The organism is Pseudomonas sp. 5P_5.1_Bac1 (genome assembly GCF_025466015.1).
Taxonomy (GTDB): Bacteria; Pseudomonadota; Gammaproteobacteria; order Pseudomonadales; family Pseudomonadaceae; genus Aquipseudomonas.
In genome coordinates this window covers 228970-250351 of record NZ_JANLNX010000108.1, presented here as the reverse complement: position 1 = coordinate 250351, position 21382 = coordinate 228970, and the positions used below count along the sequence as shown (strand labels likewise).

Genomic DNA, 21382 nt, shown 5'->3' with positions numbered 1-21382 from the left:
TCCCTAGCTATCAGTAATGGGTTGCAAGTAAATAAGAGACGGTGAGCGCATGTACCGGGTTGAACCATCCGTGTCGATCAAAATCGGCCAGCCACCGCGCGGCAAACTTGAAGTGAGCGGGTGGAATACCGAGATCGTTCACCGAAGCTTTGCCTGCGGTCACGTAGGCCATGAAGATTGGCAAGTAGGTGACCGCATCCGTGTATTCGGTCAAAGACAATGACTTGACGCGTTGCGGCAACTGTCGAGCCTCGACCCAATTCGCCAACGCTTCTCCGAGCACATTTGGCCAGTCGGAGTTAGCCGCATGAAAACGACGCAAGTCCTGGTACCACATCGGCAAAATGTCTTCGGCTGGCAGGCGCCTGAGTTCGGTACAGTCTCCAGTACCGAGATAATTGCCGACATAGTCGAAACCGGAAACGATGTAGCGCAACACGATGGCGCGGTCCTTCACCAGCCGGTCGACCAGTTCCGTCGGCAGCCCCGTCAACCTGATACCTTCGGCAAATACTTGATAGGCATGGGCCCACGTGGGCAAGGGTACGGTTTCCCACATGAGCGCCAGTTCATCGGCGATGCGAGCGCAAAATCCTTCGTCCATTTCCAGCCTGAAAACCGCCAACCCCAGTGCTTGAGGGTTTCTGGCCAGGGCTTTCCAAGCTTCGAATGAGGACAATGGCAGATGGGCATACTGACGCTTCAAATCGGCCAGGTATTGCCAGCCGTTGTGGCCAAAGTCTGTCGCCATCGCCTTTATCTGCTCTTCTATTGCCTCAGGGCAGTGGATCGGATGAAATATCTGGGCGGCATGGTGCAGGGAGCGAACCTGCTTATCAGCGGGCACGCTCATACAGGCAGGCAAATAGAGCTGAGGCCGGAATTGAATGGGCGATTCCTTACCAGGGTAAATTAACCAAGGGCCGTCAGTCATCATCGGCTGAGGGATAGAAAAGCACCCAGTTCCCACCCCTTCACTGGTCTTTTCAATCAGCTGCAAAGGCGACTTCCTAGGGTCGGATAGCAGCATTGCTTCGGCCCGAGCGCCATCAATGATGTTGGTACTTTCTACGCCACAAACGTAGAAGGCAGTGGCTTCTTCCATCAGCACCCTGCCGCCGTACCTTCTGATATCCAGCTGCATCAATGGCTGTTCGGTTTCGACGGTCAAGTGAACATAGGCGTCCTGCTCATCGACTGCAGCCAGCATGGTGTGAAGATCGGCGACATAACTGAAGAGGTTGAGGACGGTAGGCATCTGCCCGACGCGAAGGGCGAACACTCTTTTTGGTCGGGACTGCTCCCGGCACATCAGTTCAAGTTGTAGATAAAACATCTGCCCCTGTGGCAAGCCGGAACTAAGCTGAAGGCGATACCCGACCAGCTCGGCTAGGTTCAAAGCCTTGGCAGCGATAGATTGGCCTTTGGCATCGAGCAGGCGGGCACCTTGATACGGAAACGGCAAGCTCAATTCCACGGGATTCGTTGCGGGGCCGACTTGCAAAGTAAAAACTTGCGGGCATTGCTGAGCGCTCAGTTCCATCTGGTAGCCACCCTCGCTACGCATGCAGAGTAGCCCTTCACCCAATACCTGCAGCGCCAACTCTCCGGCATTCTTCACTAGCAACCGGGCAGGGCGCCGACCGTACGCAGGAATAAGTCCGAGCGCGAGTCCTCGGGGCAACACGCCGAACCGACGCCGCAGCAGTGTTTCTCCTTTGCGGCTTCGCACGGTGTAATTAATCGCGCCAAAAACTGGAGCATCACGCCGATCAAGCAACCGGCCGTTAGCGTATTCCGACAGCTCATCCCTACGGTAGGGACTACCCTCAGGTAACTCCAATACCGGCCAGCCCAAATAAACGGTAGATGGCGAACACTCGAATAGAGCGTAAACACCGGTCAGCACCAAAGGCGCGACATCGCCCCCTGGCTGCGCCGGACGTATCTCGTAGCGCTCGCTATCATCCCTGAGGATCAGATCCCCAGTCGCCTCAATCCACTTTCCACCCTCGGAGTCTGTGACCACTGGGGCAGTTGCCGGTACCGAATGACTGACGCTGAAGCGCTCAGGGACCCGTATCCGAACTTTGCTGCTGGCTAGTTTGCAGCTTGATGTCGCCACCAAGTGCCAGCGGTCAGCTCTGCATTCGAACACCAGAGGTACGTCTTGATAATCGAGCGCACTATTTTCAAAAACGAAAGTGTGGACGGTGCCGCCGTTCTCCATTACCCGCAAGCTCACAGGCTTATCCAAGAGTCGACGCCGCAGCGATACCTGCACGTTGGCAAAACGGATTTTCACCCCTTGCTCCGCCAGCTGTGCATACACTGCCGGACCTCGCTCGAGTAACGTTTCACCTTCAAAATAAGCCAGTTCAAGGCGTGTGTTGCGAAGAGAGGAGACGTCGATCGGCAATACCGTTTCTGGAGGCAGGTTGAGCTCGGTTAAGACTGTCCAATACGGCAACTGCCCTTGCTGAATATGCTCACAGGTGAAGGCTTTGGCTTTGGCCAACGCCTCTTTGCGCTCCTGTCTTTTGATGCCAGCGTCACGCAGCCATTCGTTGAGCAGATGACGCGCGTTGGTTTCGTCCAGCGGTATAGGAAACGCTTCGTGCCAATGCGGATCGACTCTGTCCAGATAGGCAGCCGGGTCTGCTTCATCTTTGATCGGGTAACGGTCGACCAGCGCCATCAATTGATCGACGATGCCAGCGAGGAGCGTTCGAGTTTCAAGATTCCGGAATGACAGCGGCAGTTCGTCTTCAAAGTCGGCAAGCAAATCGGAAGTAGTACGCCGGTGGCCCTCGGTCCGATAGAAGTGCTTGATTCCTCGGCGTACTGCCCGCCCAAATCCATGGGATTCGCTACTAAGCAGCGGCCAAGGCAGTCCACCTTCTGTAAACAATGTTCCGAGCCAGTCCCGACCTTGCTCTCGAGTGCGTACTTCACGCTTCCAGTAACCGAGGCCCTTGCTAGTGAGGCTAGCGTGCTGCTGTGGGGAAAGGGTCACACCTATCCGGGACTCAGGCCCCTGCCATGACCAGTTACCGTCGTAATGTCGGCGGTAGTTCTCACTGACGAACAAGCAAAAACAAGCCGCTACATAAAGCTCATGAGTAGGGCTATCAGCTGCCAAAGCCTTCTTGAGCATTGCCGCCAGCCCAGAATACTCGTCCTCAGTAACATGGTAGCTGTAAAGTGGTAGGCCACTGGGCCCTTTGAACAGGGCTCGGGTGAGCAGAAATTCAGTCAGCCAAGCTTTGGCTGGGAGGTGGTTAACTGCCAACTGAGTCATCGAAAATCCCTTTTAGATCTTGGCCGCTGAGAGCAGTGCCCCTTCATCCAGAATTAAGCTGCTGATGCATTAGGCTTTGAAACTCAAGGCGCGACTCTTGAGGTTATCTGTGCGTGTGAAATTCTCAAGCAGATCAAAAGTTAGGTTTCACCTCTCTCCCTGCAATTCGAGCTCCCCTCTCAAGCAGCTGTCAGAAAAACGTCAACGCTGAAACTCAGGATGCATCCAGCAAGCAGTCGAATCTAGCGTTTTCCAATCTGCCGCGCCAGCCCGCACATCATGCTCTACGACTCGTTTAAACCTCTGATTCACACGCTCGCACTCAAATGCCGCTGGGTCGAGAGCACCTCCATGCTATTCAACCATGGCGAATGCGGAACGCTCATTTTGGCAAAATTCCCCCTCCCGCCCGCGAAATAATCGTTCAAGCTCAGACGCTCGACCAGTTGCCAGAGGGATCCAATACGGCCTAACATCGTGCATTCATACCCAGCTCAATCCGATAAGGGACACTCGTGATGCAAGCCAAAAAAACTGAAATGCAGTTCTCAGCGCTGGATCAAGCGACCGAAGTCAAACGCCAGACGCTTAAATTGAGTGACCTGGATCAGAGTACGCTTTCCGACTTCGAAGCGATGTTTGGCTTGTGGAAAGAAGCAGATCACTGCGACAAAGACCTGCGTGACTAACGCGGAAGTCCACCGCGTCGATGGTAGAGCGGGCGATCTGCAGATTGTTTCAGGCTTGCCATCGACTTCACCGCTTCTGAACCAATTTAGCAACGCCCTCGCATCTCGTGGGTATCGCATCCCGCCCTGTATTCAGTTGCTCGATACCAACACTCATGAGGGTACGAGCTATCCGACGCTTGGGGCGCAAACTACGATCTTGCTAGTGCTACCTATTCTGGGTGATAACGACCTGCCATCTGAACAGTTTCGGATGATTCAACACTGGCGAGATACGCAATCCTTAGCAGGACAGCGGATCTTCATTCTGCTTAAAGGTGATCGTCATATTTCGGATGAGTTTGTTTCTCCGCACTATCCCATCCACATAAAACTGAGAAAGCTGTTCTATTTCCTCTCGGGCCTGAACATTCTGCCCATGAAGCTGGACCTGGATACCGCCGAACGGATTGCGGCGCAGATTGCCGATGCGCTGGAAACAAACATCTTCTCTCCCTGCAAAAATTGGGATCACCTAGTCGAATTGATGGGGAGACCGCCTTTGTGGGACTCCAGCTGCAAGTTGCTTGATTTTGATGACAGAGAGACAGGATCTAGCCTGCTCCACGAGATTCCCTTCGCGCAAATGGACCGCATATTTCGAGCGGCTCTTTCGCTTGCTCCTCATGTCCTCAAACTCAATCATGCACGCCTCACAGACAACAAGATAATGCGCATGCCTGCTTCACCCAGCGTGCTGGCAGCGGAGTTGAACAGCAACTGCCTGAGCCTGCGAGGCGTGGCTGCTGCATTCCCTAACTGCGCCTGGATCAGCTTGGGAGCGAATGGGCTTACAACGCTAGACCTGACAGCTGCGAGCCCATCGCTGCATACCTTATTGGTTCACAAGAACTGCCTAGAGGAATGGCAGTGGCCAACAGTGGCACGCTACCGCCTGAAACACGTGAGCCTCTACCGCAACAGATTCCGTGACATCGAATGGCATGCTCAGCAGACGGAGATCGAACGGCTCAACCTGGGAGCTAACCCTATTAAGGCATTGCCCGAACAGTTGGCAAATGCCCGACACCTGCGCTATCTGGGCATTGCCAGAACTCACATACGGCATCTGCCGGACTGGCTATTCGAGCTCCCAGCATTGGCGGAAATCGACATCAGTCACATTGAAGACAGATTGCCGTCGACCCAACTGCAAAAATTGACCGATTCGGGTATCACGCTCATAAAAAAGCCTGCTTAGAGCCCTACACCATGACAATCTTCAGCTTCGTGTTTGAACTCATCAGCAAACAACAGTTTTTGAACGACTATTTCGACCGCGCTCCCCTGCACATCAAAGGGAGCCGAGAGAAGTTCTCCGATTTATTCGACATGCAGGCCTTCAATCAGATTCTCAATAGCAACACACTGCTGTACCCGAAAGTGCGTATCACAAACCATAACAACACCATCCACAAATACAACCTTATCGACGATGTAGACCGCTATTCGAACAACCAGAACAACATTCTGAACAAACAGAAGATGTTGCACGCGATTGCCCGAGGTGGCACCCTGGTGTTCGATAATATCCAGCAGCACAGCCCACGACTGGAAGACTTCAGCGACAAACTCGCTGAAGAACTGAACACCCGCGTCAGCATAAATGGCTACTACACGGCTGCACATCAAACAGGCGTCAATCCTCACTTTGACAGGCATGATGTGCTGGTGCTCCAGACTCACGGCAGCAAACGCTGGTACTACCGTAGCGATCAGCATGTGTTGTCAAAAGCCATCCGCCATCAGGCAGTTCCGCTGATCGACACCGATGCCACAGGATGGTCTTCGGTACTGCTCGAACAGGGTGATGTTTTTTATTGCCCTCGCGGCGTTTGGCACTTCACTCGCACAGAGGCTCAACACTCGGGTCATTTGGCCGTGGGGCTATACCCGCTCACGCTGAAGGATTGGCTGCTGCGCCAAGAACAGGACGAAAAATTCGCCTCACTGCTGGAAAGCTATGTCCGCCAGCCTTTCCAGAACCCAGTATCGCTCATCGAAACAGCTCCACTGCATTCGCTCGTGAATCATTTGGTGAACGCCGCGCAGAAGGATTTCGACGTTGACCTGCAGCCACGCCCCTATCTCGAGCTCGAATAATGGAACAGTTCTACTTCGTCCTGACTGAACGCTGCAATCTTGCATGCAGCCACTGCATCCGGGACTCTTCACCCTATCGCGATGAGACTGCCGAAAGGACGATGATCCTCGACACTCTCTCGCAGATCCACCGCCACTTTGCAGGTAGCCTGATCCTGCTGACTGGCGGAGAACCTACCTTACATCGCCATTTCGACAGTATTCTGGAAACCAGTCTTTCACTCGGAGAGCAGACCAAGATCAACAGCAACGGGGTGACATCGTTCTACAAAAGACACGCCCTTAAGCGATGGGCCAATCATCCAGCACTGTCAGTACAGATTTCTCTGGATGGTACAGAAGCTGAGCATGACCGAGTCCGCGGTAGGGGCACCTACAAACGGGCACTCCGGACACTCTCCACCCTGCGAGCAGAAGGTATTTCGTGCAGTGTGTCAGCCACCGTCATCGACCTCGATTTCTTCGAGCGAATAGAAGACTTCATCCGACCTCTGGATGCCTTGGGACTGACTCATATTGCGATCAAGCGGGCGACTTATGCAGGACGCGCGTCATCAGGCATGGAAGTCTGTAGCCAGGTATGGAACCAGCATGTTTACGCTTTGAGGGAAAAAACCTACAGGACACGCATATTGGCATTTCCAATGTACGACTTCAGTCGGCTGGATGCATTGGGCGACGATGCCATTGCCGAACTCGGCAGAACGATCACGACAAAAAACTGCGGTGCCGCAACCGCAAAAGTCTATATCTACCCTAACGGGGACGTGTGCTCCTGCACCTGCTTCAAATCTCATCCAATGGGTAATCTCTACGAACAACCGCTGTCGGCCATTCTCGAACAGCCATTCGACATCAAGGTGGAACATCCCATCTGCCAAAGCTGCCGCTATTTTTCCGTTTGCAACGGTGGTTGCCTGGGTAGTGGTTATCAACATAGTGGTGAACTGGGGCAACCGGACCCCCGATGCCCGCAGATTCAGGCCGGGCGCAGTGAGATTCCAGTTTTCAATCTCTGATGCGCGTTAAGGCCTAACCAGCTTGACACACTCCGGCCAGCCATTGACTACCACGCTAACTGTTACGCGCCATTCCTGAGTCCACAGTCGAGCGCAGAGGTCTCAATCTGCTCGTCATAACGCTCACTCAGGTAGTGGAAGTACTGATTGCGCGACCCGACCCAGTTACGCAGAGTTTCAGATCGAGTGGCGTCATACGTCTCACCCACTAGGACATCAGTGGACGCCAGCAAGTCCTCGGCTCCTGCCGGCGCGATCTCGTGATCTTCGGCCAGTGAGTATCCGCTGATACCATCACGGGCAATCCCAGCACCTGTACGCCTTGGCCACAAGCGCCAGCCCCATAATTGGGTGATCACGTGGTCTTCAAAGGCAGACGCAGTTTTCTGGCAAGGGGACTTCGGCATGAGAGCCGCGTGCTGGAAATGCCGGCGCACGACGAGCTAGTGGTCAAAAACCGATTTCAGTGATTTCGTCTTTTGTGCCATACCTGATGGATCTTATTCGCTGTAAATGACCACAATGCGATAAGAGCTGGGTGGACTGCAGACCTTTACTTACGGCGCTTAGCAGCATTTGAGCGCACTCAGCGACGATCAAAATTCCTGTACCGCATTGGCCTCGCCGGCTATCTCGGCACCGACGGCTCGGCCCAGGCGGCCAGCAGCAACGAACACACCCAAGGCGCGCTGTTCGGCCTGACCCAACGCTTCTCCGAACAGCTCAGCGGCCATGCCGGTTTCGGCTACAGCCGTGGCAGCGTCGGCAGCAGCAGCGGTGATGTCGACACCGACCTGACCTTCCTCAAAGCCGGCGCCCGCTATGCACCGGGCAGCCTGGAACAGGGCCTGTTCATCGACGCCGGGATCAACGCCGGCTGGCTCGACTACAACGGCAAACGGGAACTGGGCACCGGGCTCGGCAGCGCCAAGGGCGATACCCACGGGACATTGAGCGGCGCCAGCCTTGCGCTGGGCTATCGCATTCCATTGAGCGGCATGACCCTGGAGCCGAGCCTGGGCCTGCGGGTCAGCCATCTCGACCTCTCCGGTTTCCAGGAAAAAGGCAGCGAACTGGCGCTGGACGTCGATGGCCTCCAGGCCACCCGGCGCAGCGCCACGGCAGGCGTGAAAGCCACCTTCGCTGCGCTCGGCCTGAGCGGCGGCTGGCAACTGGTGCCGGGCATCGAACTGAGTTACGACCATGCCCTCGGCGATCATCAGGTGCAAAGCGATGGCCGCCTACTCGGGCTGGATATCCAGCAACGCGCAGCCTTCGACAACCGCGACCAATTCAACGGTGCCTTCAGCCTGACCGCAAGCCTGGATGCCCTGAGCATCGGAGCAGAGGTCGGTGCCGTCGCCGGCGGTGAAAGCCACGGTGTCAGTGGCGGCCTCAAGGCCAGCTATCAGTTCTGACCGAAAGCTAGCCCGGCCTTACGACCGGGCGAGCTAGCGGCCCCGCCTGAGTTCTGCCGGACTCACGCCGTATGCATTCTGGAAGTACTGACAGAAGCGTCCCACGTTGCTGAAGCCCAGGCTTAGCGACAGCTCGCTGATGGACTGACCGCAATCCGCCCGCAGCGCCGCATGCGCCCGTTCCAGACGCACCTGTCGCTGATAGCCGACGATCGAATTGCCCACGAAACGCCGGAACCCGTCTTGCAACGCCCGCAGACTGACGTTGCTCAGTGCCGCCAGCTCGGTGCCGCTCACCAGCGCATCCGGATGCTCACGGATGTACTCGACGGCCAGCTTCACATGACGCGGCGCAATCTGCGGGGCCGGTGCGCGCAACGCGTCACTGTGGTTGTGCGGCCAGGCCTCCAGCACCGCGTCCACCAGCATCTCCTGCAGACGCAGCGGCATCAGCGCGCTGGAATTGATCAGCCCGTCGAACGCACTGCCGGTGGCCATCGAGATAATCGCGCGGATGCCCTGGAAGCTGTCGGCAGTCAGGTCCACCAACGGCTGGAAGTGCACCTTGTCCATCACCGGCCTGCCGAGCAGCGTCGCCAGCCGCCGGGCGAACAACTCGCGCCGCACGGAAATGCCGTACTGCTGATGGCCATCGACAAAACTCACCGAGCGCACCTCGGCCTTCTCCACCGCCAGGCCATAGCGCGGAGTACCCACCTGATCGTCGCCCAGCGCGAAAACGATCCGCCCCGCCGTAGGAAAGACAAAGGTGATCTCGTCGTCCATATCGGGCAATTGCGTCGTGAAATCGCCGAGGTAACTCATCCGCCGGAAGCTGACGCCCTCGTAGCGGCCATAGACCCCGGCGATGACTACCTTGCGGTCGAGGCGCGGCAGATGGGCATAAAGGCTGCCGAACATCCGGGTGAAGAGCGCGCCGAACTCGTCGGCACTGAGGTCCGTCGAGCGGATCAGGAACTGCTTGCGGGGTGGGGCGGAAATCACCTGGGTCATCAACCTTTTGGCGGCGGGCGCCGAGATGCTGGCAGGTGGCGATGACCGTTATGTTTCAGGGCGTTACCAGTGACAGCCAATGCGTTGCGAAACGGGCTGGATGAAGCACCCAGCCCACGCAACCACCGTCAGTGCTGGAACACCTGCTCCCGATGATAATCCAGGTAGTCCCCCACCCCCTCTGGCACAAACCGCAACCCGCGCGGCAGCCCCAACGCCGCGCAACTCGCCTCGCCCAGGCGCTTCGAAACGAACATCTGCCCGCGTGAATCGAAACTGATCAACCCGCGATAGAACAGCGCATCCAGATTCGCCGCCAACAGCAGGCCATTGCTGCTATCCAGCCGTTCCTTCGCCGTCGATTCCGCCCAGGGTTTGATATGTGAAGCGCGCAACACTTCGGTACAGGCCAACCCCGTCACAGCACACGCGCTGCCCCAGACCTCAAGCAAGTCCTGGCGGAATTTCCCGCGCCCGCGTCGGGCCTGGATCTGGGCCATGACCTCGGTAACGTGCTCGGTGCCCTCCAGCAACTCATCCCGCTCCGAAGCCGCCACGGGTTCAGTGGGCGCACATTGAATGGCGTCCATCAGGCGGACCCATTTGTCGCCGCGTTGCTCCTGCGGGATCGCATCCATGATCCGGCCAACCAGCGCCAGGTCCAGCTCGGTGTAGCTCTTCTGCTTGCCACCGACGACGCTCGGGTCGAGGGTCACGGGCTCATCGAACCACCAGAAGTAATCGTCCGGGCACACCCAGTTGGGGATCCAGTGCAGGTGCTGTTTCCAGTTCTTGAGGAAGTGGTGGCGGTCATCCTCGTGGATCCTGCGTACTTTGGTGACGGCCCAGGCTTCTTCCCAGAGGTCGTTCAGGGCCAGCTTCTGGACGATTTCTTCGCGCTGGGCCTGGAGGCGCTCATCGAACAGGCCGACGGCGTTGCCGGCGATGCCGACCAGTTGCAGGATGCCGTTGTGCGCGGCGGTCATGAAGACGAAGGTCTGGCCGGCGTTGTCGATCAGCGGCGCAGTACCAAAACCTTCGGTGTGGAAGACGCGGAAGCGCTCAGCGCCACGCCGCAGCAACAAGCGCGGGGAGTTGTTCCACTCTTCGTGGCCGTAGCCGTTTTCCTTGGGATAGCCGCTGGTGGCAAAGGCGCCAGAGGGGGCCACGTAGTTGTTGGTGTTCCAGAAAACCGGCTTTTGTACGAATAACGCCATTACCTTCGATCCTTGTGTCAGCAGCCTTCATATCCGCAGGCTCTCGTTGTAGAGCGATGATAGCAAAAAGACAGCAGTCATTCCCGCTGCTGGACGGCCTCTGGCGATGGCCGGCACAAAATAACCAAATGTAATTTTAAGAAGTCAATAAATACCAAACTCACATAATTAGCTTAGAACCAAAAAGCCTTTCCCTCGCGCCGAACGCAGGCATATCGTTCTACCAGACCCGACCCCACTCCTGGCGGAGGCCGTCCCCCAACGACCTCTGCAGGAGCCTGCGCATCCATGATTCCCCTGTTTCACAACGCCCCCGCCCCGCTCCACCTGCGCGCCGATGTGCTGGTGATCGGCGGCGGCCTGGCCGGCACCTGGGCGGCGGTTGCCGCGGCGCGCAAGGGCGCGAAGGTGGTTCTTGCCGACAAGGGTTACTGCGGCACCAGCGGCGTGACCGCCACCGCCGGCCCCGGCCATTGGTGGGTGCCGCCTGAACAACGCGAAGCGGCGATCGAGAAACGCACCCTCAGTGCCGAAGCGCTGGGCGATCCGCGCTGGATGGCGCGGATTCTCGACACCACTTGGCAATCGCTGCCGCAACTGGACCGCCTTTACGGTTTTCCTCGCGACGAGCGCGGCAACAAGCAGTACCGCGCCTTGCGCGGCCCGGAATATATGCGGGCCATGCGCCAACTGACGCTGGAGCACGGCGTCACCGTGCTGGACCAGAGTCCGGCGCTGGAGCTGTTGAAGAATGATGCCGGCGAACTGGCCGGCGCGCGTGGCTGGCAGCGCCAGGCCAAGCGCGAGTGGCAGGTCAGCGCGCCGGCGGTGGTGCTGGCCACCGGCGGCTGCGGTTTTCTTTCGCGGCTGCTGGGCAGCCACACCAACACCGGCGACGGTTACCTGATGGGCGTCGAGGCCGGCGCCGAGCTGTCGGGGATGGAGTTTTCCAACTACTACTGCATCGCCCCGGCCGGCAGCACCATGACCCGCTCGATGGTCTACAGCTTCGGCCGCTATTTCGACGCGGCCGGTCGTGAGCTGGAAATTACCCAGGGCCCGGGCTTCAACGACGCCCTCGCCCGCGCGCTGTTGCAAGGCCCGGTGTTCTGCCGGCTGGACCGTATTCCCGAAGACATCCGCGCGCGCCTGCCGTATGTGCAGCCGAACCTGATGCTGCCGTTCGATCGTCAGGGCATCGATCCGTACCGCGACAAATTCCAGGTGACGCTGCACGGCGAAGGCACCATCCGCGGTGTCGGCGGCCTGCGAATTGTCGATGAGGACTGCCAGACCGGCGTGCGCGGCCTGTTCACCGCGGGCGACGCGGCCAGTCGCGAAGCGGTGACCGGGGCGATCTCAGGCGGCGGCGCGGTGAATTCGTCCTGGGCCTTGTCCAGCGGCCAGTGGGCCGGCGCCGGCGCGGCACGGCATGCCTTGGCGCAGCCGGCGAAAGATACCGTGGTACGTAGCGTGGCACAGGCCGGACTCCTGAAATCTGGCAATGCCGGGGACGATCACCGCAAGACCGTCCGCGCCATCCAGGACGAACTGCACCCCTACGACAAAAACCTGTTCCGCAGCGGCGCGCAGTTGCAACGCTCCCTCGGCGTGCTGGAAAACCACTGGGACCGCCTGCGCGAGCAGCGCAGCGTCGACGATCCCGCCGCGTTGTTGCACTGGCGGGAAACCGCGGCGCTGCTGGCCAGCGCCCGCTGGTGCTACCAGAGCGCCCTGGCGCGCAAGGAAAGCCGCGGCATGCACCAGCGCAGCGACGCGCCAACCCGCCTCGCCAGTTTCGATGTCCATCTGCGCAGCGCCGGGCTGGACACGCCCTGGGTGCGCCGCGATGCGCTGGCCACCCTTCACGCGAACGAGGTGCCGGCATGATCGAGTTGATCTTCAGCGACCGCTGCAACGGCTGCAGCCAGTGCGTGACGGCGTGCCCCAGCAACGTCCTCGCCGTGGGCAGCGACGGCAAGCCGCGCATTGCCGATCAGTCGGCCTGCCAGACCTGTTTCATGTGCGAGCTGTACTGCCACAGCGACGCGCTCTACGTGCACCCCGATTGCGAGCAGCCGGTCAGCCTTGATCCGGCGCAGGTGCTCGCCAGCGGCCTGGTCGGCCAATACCGCCGGGATTCCGGCTGGGACGAATTCGCCACCAACCCGCGCTACGAAAACCAGCACTGGCGCATGGAGGGCATCTTCGTCCTGGCCCGTGAACTGGCCACCCACTGAACCCGTTTCCCCCTGAGCAGGAGTCATTCATGAGTCTTTTCAGCAACGCACCGCTGGGCAACCTGACCCTGGCCAACCGCGTGGTCATGGCCCCGCTGGGCCGGGCCCGCTCCGACCAACAGACCCGCCAGCCGCTGCCGCGGGTCGCGACCTACTACCGCCAGCGCGCCAGCGCCGGGCTGATTATTTCCGAGGCCACCCATGTGTCCGCCGAAAGCGTCAGCCGCCCCGGCGGCTCGGCGATCCACGATGACGCCCAGGTCGAGGCCTGGAAGCCGGTGACCGCCGCCGTGCACGCCGAAGGCGGGCGGATCTTCCAGCAACTGTTCCACCTCGGGCGCAAGGCGCATCCGCACCGCCTGCCGGGTAACCTGCTGCCGGTGGCGCCGTCGGCCATCGCCGCGCTCGGTGAAATCGCGACGCCCAGCGGACAGCAGCCCTTCCCGGTGCCCCGCGCCCTTGAAACCGGCGAAATCGCCCAGCGCGTCGAAGACTTCCGCCTCGCCGCGCGCAATGCCGGACGCGCCGGGTTCGACGGCGTGGAAATCCATGCCGCCAACGGTTACTTGATCGACCAGTTCCTGCGTGACGGCGCCAACCAGCGCGACGACCGCTACGGCGGCAGCGTGGAAAACCGCACGCGCTTCCTCCTGGAAATCGTCGATGCCGCCATCGCCGAGCTGGGCGCCGAGCGGGTGGGCGTGCGCATCTCGCCGAACGTCGAATACGACGGCATCCGCGACAGCGACCCGCTGGCGCTGTACAGCCATGTCGGCCGCGAACTGCACCAGCGCGGCATCGCCTACCTGCACCTGATCGAGCCGGATGCCACCCCGCCCGCGCGCCGCCTGGCGCCGACCCTGCGCGAGCTGTTCACCGGCCCGCTGATCCTCGCCGGCGACTTCGACCGCGACAGCGCGCGCCAGGCCGTCGAGCAGGGCCGCGCCGATTTCGTCGCCTTTGGCCGGCTGTTCATCGCCAACCCCGACCTGGTCGAGCGCTTCCGCCAAGAAGCGCCGCTCAATACACCGGACGAAGCCAGCTTCTATGTCGGCGGCGACCAGGGCTACATCGACTACCCCTTTCTCGAACCACGCCGCGAAGCCGTTGCCGGCTGACCAACACAGGAGCCTTTCATGAGCGAATCCGTCAATCACTTGCTGGCAGAACTGCACGCTGAACGCCTGCGCACCTGGACCCCGGAAGCCCTCAAGGTCAACGTCGACCAGCGCCAACGCCTGGTGGATGAGGCCGACCCCGAGCGTTTCATCAGCGCCGGCGATATCGTCGATCCGTTCACCCTGCTCAAGGTCGAAGGCGGCAGCCTCAGCCTCGAACAACTGGTGAGCAAGGGGCCCGCAGTGCTGGTGTTCTTCCGCTACGCCGGTTGCCCGGCGTGCAACATCGCCATCCCTTATTACGAACGCAACCTGCTACCGGCGCTGAAACGGCGCGGCGTGCCGCTGGTGGCGATCAGTCCGCAGGTGCCGGAGCGCCTGAAGGAAATCAAGGACAAGCACGCCTTGACCCTGCACGTCGCCAGCGACAAGGACAACGCCCTCGGCCAGCGCTTCGGCATTCTCTACAGCTTCGACGAGCCCTCGCGCCAGGCGTCGCTGGCGAAAGGCCCGGGCATTGGCGCCCTCACCGGCACCGGCACCTGGGAGTTGCCGCAACCCACCGTGGTGGTGATCGGCCGCGACCGCCGCGTGCACTTCGCCCAGGTCAGCCCGGACTGGCTGGTGCGCAGCGAAGCACAACCGATCATCGACGCGGTCGACGCCGCGCTGGATGCCGACAGCCTGCTGATACGGCACGCCTGGGCCTGAGCCCTTCTTTCTTCAACCCGACAGGACCTGAACCATGAGCACACGGCAGTTGCACCTCGGCGCCATCCTTACCGGCGTCGGCACCGACCCGCAGGAATGGCTGGACCCACAGATCCCCGGCACCGCCAGCATCGACATCGACTGGTACAAACAGCAGGCCCGCGCCGCCGAAGCGGCAAAGTTCGACTTCGTGTTCATCGTCGACAGCCCGTACATCACGCCGGACTCGGCGCCGCACTTCCTCAACCGCCTGGAGCCGCTGACCCTGCTCTCGGCGCTGGCCGGCGCCACCGACAAGATCGGCCTGGTGGCGACCCTGACCACCTCCTACACCGAGCCTTTCAACGTCGCCCGCCAGTTCGCCTCGCTGGACCAGATCAGCCATGGCCGCGCCGGCTGGAACGTGGTCACCACCGGACTTGAAGGCGCCGCCGGCAACTTCGGTCGCGAGCAGCATATCGACCACGGCGAGCGCTACCGCCGCGCCCACGAACATGTGGCGGTGGTCCAGGGCCTGTGGGACTCCTACGAGGACGACGCCTTCCCCCGCGACCGCGCCAACAAACGCTTCCTCGACCCGGCCAAGCAACACCGCCTCGACCACCGCGGCGAGTTCTTCTCGGTCACCGGGCCGTTGAACATCTCCCGCTCGGAGCAGGGCCAGCCAGTGATCTTCCAGGCCGGGGTGTCCGAGTCCGGGCGCGGGCTGGCGGCACGGATCGCCGAAGGGATTTTCGCCGGCGTCGACAACTTCGAAGATGCCCGCGAGTACTACGCCGACATCAAGCGCCGCGCCGCCGAAGCCGGACGCGACCCGAACCAGGTGCTGGTCTTCCCCGGCATCTCGCCGATCATTGCCGACACCGACGAAGAGGCCCAGGCGCTGTTGCTACAGCGCACCGGCGAACTGGACCTGAAGAAAGCGCTGGTGCAACTGGGCCGGCCGTTCAACTACCACGATTTCAGCCAGTACGACCTTGATGCGCCCTTCCCTGACCTCGGCGAACTGGGCAGCAACGGCTATCGCGGGCATGCCGAGAAGATCAAGCGCGTGGCTCTCGAACAGGGGTTGACCCTGCGCCAGACGGCGCTGCGCTTTGCCCGGCCGTTCACCGGTTTCGCCGGCTCGGCGCAGACCGTGGCGAACGAAATCGAGCGCTGGTTCAAGGATGGCGCGGTGGACGGCTTCAACATCCACGTCGGCGCGCCGGCGGCGTTTGCCCGGTTTACCGATGAAGTGGTGCCGCTCCTGCGCGAGCGCGGGTTGTTCCGGGACGAGTACCAAGGCCGGACGTTGCGCGATCATCTTGAGTTGGAAGTGCCGGTGAATCGGCACAGTGTGAAGGCGGCCGAGGTGGCTTGATTTCAGGCCTTGCTGGGTGCTTTTGGGCCTCATCGCTGCGGTTCGGCGCCCCGACAAGCCACACAGTGTGTGAGCTGGCTTGCCAGCGATGAGCATGGGTATCTACACATCTTTCGGTCATGTGGTGGCTGGAAGACCGAGCGCCGCCCGCGCGGCGCATCGCGACGGTTCGGCGCCCCGACAAGCTCGCTCCTACATTGGTTGCAACGTGCCATGGTCTGACAGAGAGGTGTTGCCCGCCCTTGGCGCCTGGCGATGAATCGCGGGGAGGCTGTTGAAGTTAACCTGATACCGCTTCGTACAAACAAGGCGTTCAACTATGGCCTGACAGGCATAGGTACGTTGCAACCAATGTAGGAGCGAGCTTGCTCGCGATGCGCCGCGCGGGCGGCGCTCGGTCTTGAGAGCGCTAGAAAATTTCCGGCATGCGCCTGGTGGCCATCACTCGGTCTTTTGACAAACGCCCTCCAGCCTCCACATGACCGAAAGATGTGTAGATACCCATGCAGCGATGAGGCCCGAAGCACCCCAAAAAACGCCCCTAAGAAAATGCAATTCTTAAATATCCATCCAATTTTTTATTCTGAAAAATAATAATAAAAATAGATCAAAACAGTATTTATTCCCCGCCCCGCCCCCTTGTTACAGTCCCTCTCAGACCCGACCCCTCGCACGGTGGAGGCTCCCGATTCCATCACCTGCGAGTACGCCCGATGAGCCACAGCATCACCACCCTGCCCAACCACAACCACCGCCTGCAACTCAGCGCCCCGCCCGTCCATGCCGACCCGCTCGCCGAACGCCTGCACCGCAAGCAGCGTCTGGCCGCGTCGTACCGGCTGTTCGCCGAGCTGGGTTTCGAAGTGGGCCTGGCCGGGCATTTCACCGCCCGCGACCCGATCGAAACCGACCATTACTGGATCAATCCGCTGGGTGTGCCCTTCTCGCAGATCCGCACGAGCGACCTGCTGCGGGTCAACGGCGCAGGCCAGGTGGTGGAAGGCGACGGCCTGCTCAACACCAGCGCCCTGGAACTGCACTACGAGCTGCAACGGGCGCGGCCGGAGGTGGTGGGCATCGCCCATTTGCACGGTTTCCATGGCCGGGTCTGGTCGTCGCTGGGGCAGCTGTTCCAGCCGATCACCGCCGAGTCCTCGGCCTTTATCGGCGAGCAGGTGCTGTTCGACCGCCACGCTCTGCGCAATGCCGAAGGCGGCTTGCTGCAAGACCGCGACCTGGTTGCCCAGGCCTTCGTCGAGACCTTCGCCGACAACAATCTGCTGGTCTGGCAGAACCACGGGCTGTGGGCCGCCGGCCAGACCGTGGAAAGCGCCGCATGGCGTTTCATCCTCGCCGACGACACCGCTCGCGCCCATCTGCTGGCGTATTCGGCCGGTCAACCGCGCATTCCCGAAGTGAGCGAGGACAGCTTCAACCCGGCGCAGCGCGAGCTGTTCGGCTGGCTGAATTTCCTGCCGCTGTGGGACCGCATCGTCCAGCAACAACCTGATCTGCTGGACTGAGGAGCCCGTCATGGCAATCAGCATCAGCCGCCGCGCGTTCCTCCAGCACAGTGCTGTCGCCGGCCTGGCCGCCGGGCTCGCGCCTGTTCTGGCCAATGCCAGCGAAGCGCTGCGGGTCTGGCGCTACAAAGGCCAGGCCGCGAGTTTTCTCGCCGACGCCGGCCAGGCCGCGACGCCCTACCCGCTGGAATGGATCGACGTGCCCGGCGGCAGCATGGTGCTGGAAGCCTTTGCCAGCGGCAGCCTGGACTACGCCTTCATGAGCCCGGTGCTGCCGCTATTTGCCAGCGCCGCCGGCAATCCGCTGGTGTTGATCGCCAGTTACCAGGGCGAGCAGAACCGCAGCAGCCTGATCGTCAAGCGCGACAGCGGCATCGCCTCGATTGCCGACCTGAAGGGCAAGCGCGTGAGTTTCGTCCGCGCCACCGACACCCATTACCTGATCCTCAACCTGCTGCGCGATAACCACCTGACCCTCGCCGATATCCAGGCCCGGCCCATGCCGGCGCGGGATGCGCTGGTGGCGTTCCAGAACGGCCATGTCGACGCCATCGTCGCCGGCGGTATCGGCGCGCTGCAGGCGCAGACCGGCATGGACGGTGTGATTCTCGCCCAGGCCAGCCAATACCACTGCGGCAACTACCTGATCGCCACCACCGAGCGGGTCTTGCAACAACCGGGCAAGCAGGCCGCCATCAGCGACTTCCTGCGCCGGGAACAAGCCACCTGGGACTGGGTCGAGCACAACCCCCAGGCCTGGGCCGAACGCAACGAAAAACTCACCGGGATTTCCCGCGAGCTGTACCTGCAACAGTTCAACCAGCGCCAGCGCCCCAGCCGGCTGCTGCCGGTGAGCGAGGCCGACATCCTCGCCCAGCAGCGCATCGCCGACCTGTTCCACGACAGCGGGCTGATTCGTCAGTCGCTGGACGTCCGCGGTTTCTGGGACGAGCGCTTCAACCTCCTGCTCAGCGGCTAGGGACCTGCCGGAGCACAACGCACCGGCGCGCGCCGGACGACCAACAGGCACGCCAGCCACGCAAGCAACGGACCTTGCGCGAGCCCGGCCGCGCCCGTGATGCGTGAAAAACCCTATGAGAGCCCGTTCGATCGCACATCCAGGGCCTGATCTGCCAATCGAACCCAAGGAACAATCATGAAGTCTGTGTTCACCCATTTGTCCATGGCGCCGGCGTTGCTCGCCGGCTACCTGCTCACCCCGCTGGCGGTCGCCGCCGACAAAGACACCGCCCTCGACACGGTGATCGTCACCGGCTCGCGGGGCAGCGAAGTGCGCACCGTCACCAGCAGCCCGGCACCGATCGACGTGATCGACAGCACGCAACTGGAAAAAACCGGCGAGTCCAGCCTGCGCGGCGCCCTGCAGAAAACCCTGCCGTCGTTCTCGCAGCGGCCCTCCGGCACCTCCAACGACAGCATCGCCCGGCCTTATAGCTTGCGCGGCCTGAACGGTTCCAACGTGTTGGTGCTGGTCAACGGCAAGCGCCGCCACAACAGCGCGGTGATCAACCTCGACTCCACCGCCGCCTACGGCACCAACCCGGTGGACCTGGACCTGATCCCGATCAGCGCCATCGATCACGTCGAGGTGCTGCGCGACGGCGCCTCGGCGCAGTACGGCTCCGACGCCATCGCCGGGGTGATCAACATCATCCTCAAGCAGAAGGACAACGGCGGCTCGGTCACCACCCAATATGGCGAGTACTACGAGAACGGCGACGGCGGCAACCTGCGCCAGTCCCTCAACCAGGGCCTGGCCCTGGGCAGCGACGGCGGCTTCTTCAACTACGCGCTGGACGCCAAGTCAGTGCAGACCGCGACCCGCTCCCGCGAAGCCACCGGCAACCTGTACTTCGCCGGCGACCCGCGCAACGCCACCGCCGACCGCGAAGTGCAGAAGAACGGCCTGCCGAAGATCAAAGCCATCAACCTGTCGTACAACGCCGAACTGCCGGTCAGCGACGACCTGACCCTGTACTCGTTCTCGACCTTCAGCAAGCGTGATGCCCGCGGCGGCCAGAACTACCGCCGGCCCAACTCCACCAACATCATTCCCGAGATCTACCCGGACGGCACCGCGCCCTTCTACACCCTGGAAGAAACCGACTACCAGGCCGCCGCCGGCGGCAAGGGCGAGATCGCCGACTGGCACTGGGACCTGAGCTCCACCTTCGGCCGCGACAAGGGCCAGGCCGGCGCCGACGAAACCCTCAACGCCTCCCTCGGCCCGTCGAGCCCGACCCGCTTCGACACCTACACCAACTACTTCGACCAGTGGACCAACAACCTCGACCTGACCCGCGCCTTCGACGTCGGCCTGAGCAAGCCACTGCAAGTGTCCTGGGGCCTGGAACACCGGCACGAGCGCTACAAGACCGAGTCCGACGACCCGCTCTCGTACATCAACGGCGGCTACATCTACCCCAGCGGTCCGCTGGCCGGGCAGCCCGGCTCGGTGGGCGCCCAGGGCGCGATCACCCTCACCCCCGAAGATGCCGGCCAGCTCAGCCGCAACAGCTACGCCAGCTATGTCGACTTCGGCGTGAACCCCACGGAAAAACTCTGGCTGGGGGTCGCCGCGCGCTTCGAAAAATACGACGACAGCAGCGGCAACACCCGCAGCGGCAAGTTCTCCGCGCGCTATGACTTCACCCCGACCTTCGCCCTGCGCGGCACCATCAGCAACGGCTTCCGCGCACCGTCGCTGTCGCAGTCGGTGTACGCCCAGACCGCCAACCAGTACACCACCGTCAACGGCATCGCGCAGTTCGTCGAAGCCAAGACCGTGCGGGTCGACTCACCGCTGGCCAAGGCCCTCGGCGCCGAAGACCTGAGCCCGGAGAAATCGCGCAACTTCAGCCTCGGCCTGACCTGGCAACCGCTGCCCCAGACCAGCGTGACCCTCGACGCCTACCAGATCGAGATCCGCGACCGCATCGCCCTCACCGGCTTCCTCTACGGCAACGGCGTCGACCAGCAACTGATCGCCAACGGCTTCAAGCCTGGCTACCGCATCAAGTACTTCACCAACGCCGCCGACACCACCACCCGCGGCATCGATCTGGTGGCCGACTACCGCGTCGATTACGGCCAGTTCGGCAAGGTCAAGTACGGGGTCGGGCTCAACTACAACAAGACCGAGATCGACGACATCAAGGAAACCCCGGCGTCGCTCAGGGCCGCGGGCAACAATCTGGAACTGTTCGACCGCGTCGCCCAGGGCTACCTCACCGTGGCCAACCCCAAGACCAAGGTCATCCTCAGCGCCAACTGGCAGATCGACCGCTTCACCGTCAACGCGGGCCTGACCCGCTACGACAAGGTCGTCGCCCTCGACGCCAACCCGACCTACGACGTGACCTACGGCGCCAAGTGGCTGACCGACCTGGAAGTGGCCTACGCCCTGACCGACAACTTCGATATCGCCGTGGGCGCCAACAACCTGTTCGACGTGCGCGCCGACAACAACGGCTTCCCGGCCGGCGACGTCAATGGTTTCGCGAAATTCGGCTCGATCTCGCCGTTCGATCCCTACGGCGGCTTCTGGTACACGCGCATCGCCTACAACTTCTGAGCCCACGCAAGCGGCGCTCGCGCAGTGGCGCG

The 21382-nt window shown here is 61.2% G+C and carries 16 protein-coding genes and 1 pseudogene; 13 read left to right on the top strand and 4 right to left on the bottom strand.

Translation table 11 applies throughout. From position 1 onward, the window contains the following. Positions 1-10: 10 nt before the first annotated feature. The gene (locus NTD82_RS24390) at positions 11-3301 is read right to left on the bottom strand and encodes an STY4851/ECs_5259 family protein (protein WP_262130616.1); all 3291 of its coding nucleotides are present in this window, start codon (positions 3299-3301) and stop codon (positions 11-13) included. A gap of 518 nt (positions 3302-3819) precedes the next feature. Between NTD82_RS24390 and NTD82_RS24385 the strand changes: the two genes are divergently transcribed. From NTD82_RS24385 to NTD82_RS24370, 4 genes are read left to right on the top strand one after another with little or no spacing between them, the layout of a single operon-like run. Beyond that, positions 3820-3990 carry a hypothetical protein gene (locus NTD82_RS24385; RefSeq protein ID WP_262130615.1) on the top strand — a complete coding sequence of 57 codons (171 nt, stop codon included), beginning with the start codon at positions 3820-3822 and terminating at the stop codon, positions 3988-3990. Then, positions 3983-5230, top strand: coding sequence for a hypothetical protein (locus NTD82_RS24380; RefSeq protein WP_262130614.1), 1248 nt, complete (start codon positions 3983-3985; stop codon positions 5228-5230). Before NTD82_RS24385 ends, NTD82_RS24380 begins: the two co-directional genes overlap by 8 nt. 11 nt (positions 5231-5241) lie before the next feature. After that, complete coding sequence (locus tag NTD82_RS24375; protein WP_262130613.1) at positions 5242-6132, top strand: cupin domain-containing protein; 891 nt, start codon at positions 5242-5244, stop codon at positions 6130-6132. Beyond that, a complete protein-coding gene (locus NTD82_RS24370) occupies positions 6132-7151 on the top strand; it encodes a radical SAM/SPASM domain-containing protein (RefSeq protein ID WP_262130612.1) in 1020 nt (339 codons plus the stop codon). Before NTD82_RS24375 ends, NTD82_RS24370 begins: the two co-directional genes overlap by 1 nt. 62 nt (positions 7152-7213) lie before the next feature. Here NTD82_RS24370 and NTD82_RS24365 read toward each other — a convergent pair whose 3' ends face one another. After that, on the bottom strand, positions 7214-7558 hold the full coding sequence (locus tag NTD82_RS24365; protein WP_262130611.1) for a hypothetical protein: 345 nt from the start codon (positions 7556-7558) through the stop codon (positions 7214-7216). A 198-nt stretch (positions 7559-7756) separates the two neighbouring features. On the opposite strand from NTD82_RS24365, the pseudogene NTD82_RS24360 reads away from it, so the two are divergent. Continuing rightward, a pseudogene (locus NTD82_RS24360) lies at positions 7757-8569 on the top strand (autotransporter outer membrane beta-barrel domain-containing protein); the annotation flags it as partial. A 33-nt stretch (positions 8570-8602) separates the two neighbouring features. Here the strand turns inward: NTD82_RS24360 and NTD82_RS24355 are convergent. Then, the gene (locus tag NTD82_RS24355) at positions 8603-9583 is read right to left on the bottom strand and encodes a helix-turn-helix transcriptional regulator (protein ID WP_262130610.1); all 981 of its coding nucleotides are present in this window, start codon (positions 9581-9583) and stop codon (positions 8603-8605) included. A gap of 128 nt (positions 9584-9711) precedes the next feature. Continuing rightward, on the bottom strand, positions 9712-10800 hold the full coding sequence (locus tag NTD82_RS24350) for an HNH endonuclease (protein WP_262130609.1): 1089 nt from the start codon (positions 10798-10800) through the stop codon (positions 9712-9714). Between the two features lie 288 nt (positions 10801-11088). Here NTD82_RS24350 and NTD82_RS24345 point away from each other — a divergent pair, with 288 nt between their 5' ends. From NTD82_RS24345 to NTD82_RS24310, 8 genes are all read left to right on the top strand, one after another. Beyond that, positions 11089-12690: an FAD-binding protein gene (locus NTD82_RS24345; RefSeq protein ID WP_262130608.1), complete on the top strand. Its 1602-nt coding sequence runs from the start codon at positions 11089-11091 to the stop codon at positions 12688-12690. Beyond that, positions 12687-13040 carry a ferredoxin family protein gene (locus tag NTD82_RS24340; RefSeq protein WP_262130607.1) on the top strand — a complete coding sequence of 118 codons (354 nt, stop codon included), beginning with the start codon at positions 12687-12689 and terminating at the stop codon, positions 13038-13040. Before NTD82_RS24345 ends, NTD82_RS24340 begins: the two co-directional genes overlap by 4 nt. Before the next feature lie 29 nt (positions 13041-13069). Continuing rightward, positions 13070-14158 carry an alkene reductase gene (locus NTD82_RS24335; protein ID WP_262130606.1) on the top strand — a complete coding sequence of 363 codons (1089 nt, stop codon included), beginning with the start codon at positions 13070-13072 and terminating at the stop codon, positions 14156-14158. A gap of 18 nt (positions 14159-14176) precedes the next feature. Then, positions 14177-14869, top strand: a complete 693-nt coding sequence (locus tag NTD82_RS24330) for a peroxiredoxin-like family protein (protein ID WP_262130605.1) — start codon at positions 14177-14179, stop codon at positions 14867-14869. A gap of 34 nt (positions 14870-14903) precedes the next feature. Continuing rightward, entirely contained in the window at positions 14904-16232 is a 1329-nt protein-coding gene (locus NTD82_RS24325) for an LLM class flavin-dependent oxidoreductase (protein WP_262130604.1), read from the top strand. A 713-nt stretch (positions 16233-16945) separates the two neighbouring features. Further along, complete coding sequence (locus tag NTD82_RS24320; protein ID WP_262130603.1) at positions 16946-17755, top strand: class II aldolase/adducin family protein; 810 nt, start codon at positions 16946-16948, stop codon at positions 17753-17755. A 10-nt stretch (positions 17756-17765) separates the two neighbouring features. After that, the gene (locus NTD82_RS24315; RefSeq protein ID WP_262130602.1) at positions 17766-18734 is read left to right on the top strand and encodes an ABC transporter substrate-binding protein; all 969 of its coding nucleotides are present in this window, start codon (positions 17766-17768) and stop codon (positions 18732-18734) included. A 177-nt stretch (positions 18735-18911) separates the two neighbouring features. Continuing rightward, complete coding sequence (locus tag NTD82_RS24310) at positions 18912-21350, top strand: TonB-dependent receptor plug domain-containing protein (protein ID WP_262130601.1); 2439 nt, start codon at positions 18912-18914, stop codon at positions 21348-21350. The last annotated feature ends 32 nt before the right edge of the window (positions 21351-21382 follow it).

What these genes read in the sequence shown, in the direction of transcription:
- NTD82_RS24385 (WP_262130615.1), top strand. Translation starts at nt 3,820, where the DNA reads ATGCAAGCCAAAAAAACTGAAATGCAGTTCTCAGCGCTGGATCAAGCG.
- NTD82_RS24310 (WP_262130601.1), top strand. Translation starts at nt 18,912, where the DNA reads ATGAAGTCTGTGTTCACCCATTTGTCCATGGCGCCGGCGTTGCTCGCC.
- NTD82_RS24370 (WP_262130612.1), top strand. Translation starts at nt 6,132, where the DNA reads ATGGAACAGTTCTACTTCGTCCTGACTGAACGCTGCAATCTTGCATGC.
- NTD82_RS24330 (WP_262130605.1), top strand. Translation starts at nt 14,177, where the DNA reads ATGAGCGAATCCGTCAATCACTTGCTGGCAGAACTGCACGCTGAACGC.
- NTD82_RS24325 (WP_262130604.1), top strand. Translation starts at nt 14,904, where the DNA reads ATGAGCACACGGCAGTTGCACCTCGGCGCCATCCTTACCGGCGTCGGC.
- NTD82_RS24340 (WP_262130607.1), top strand. Translation starts at nt 12,687, where the DNA reads ATGATCGAGTTGATCTTCAGCGACCGCTGCAACGGCTGCAGCCAGTGC.
- NTD82_RS24390 (WP_262130616.1), bottom strand. Translation starts at nt 3,301, where the DNA reads ATGACTCAGTTGGCAGTTAACCACCTCCCAGCCAAAGCTTGGCTGACT.
- NTD82_RS24320 (WP_262130603.1), top strand. Translation starts at nt 16,946, where the DNA reads ATGAGCCACAGCATCACCACCCTGCCCAACCACAACCACCGCCTGCAA.
- NTD82_RS24350 (WP_262130609.1), bottom strand. Translation starts at nt 10,800, where the DNA reads ATGGCGTTATTCGTACAAAAGCCGGTTTTCTGGAACACCAACAACTAC.
- NTD82_RS24355 (WP_262130610.1), bottom strand. Translation starts at nt 9,583, where the DNA reads ATGACCCAGGTGATTTCCGCCCCACCCCGCAAGCAGTTCCTGATCCGC.
- NTD82_RS24365 (WP_262130611.1), bottom strand. Translation starts at nt 7,558, where the DNA reads ATGCCGAAGTCCCCTTGCCAGAAAACTGCGTCTGCCTTTGAAGACCAC.
- NTD82_RS24315 (WP_262130602.1), top strand. Translation starts at nt 17,766, where the DNA reads ATGGCAATCAGCATCAGCCGCCGCGCGTTCCTCCAGCACAGTGCTGTC.
- NTD82_RS24345 (WP_262130608.1), top strand. Translation starts at nt 11,089, where the DNA reads ATGATTCCCCTGTTTCACAACGCCCCCGCCCCGCTCCACCTGCGCGCC.
- NTD82_RS24335 (WP_262130606.1), top strand. Translation starts at nt 13,070, where the DNA reads ATGAGTCTTTTCAGCAACGCACCGCTGGGCAACCTGACCCTGGCCAAC.
- NTD82_RS24375 (WP_262130613.1), top strand. Translation starts at nt 5,242, where the DNA reads ATGACAATCTTCAGCTTCGTGTTTGAACTCATCAGCAAACAACAGTTT.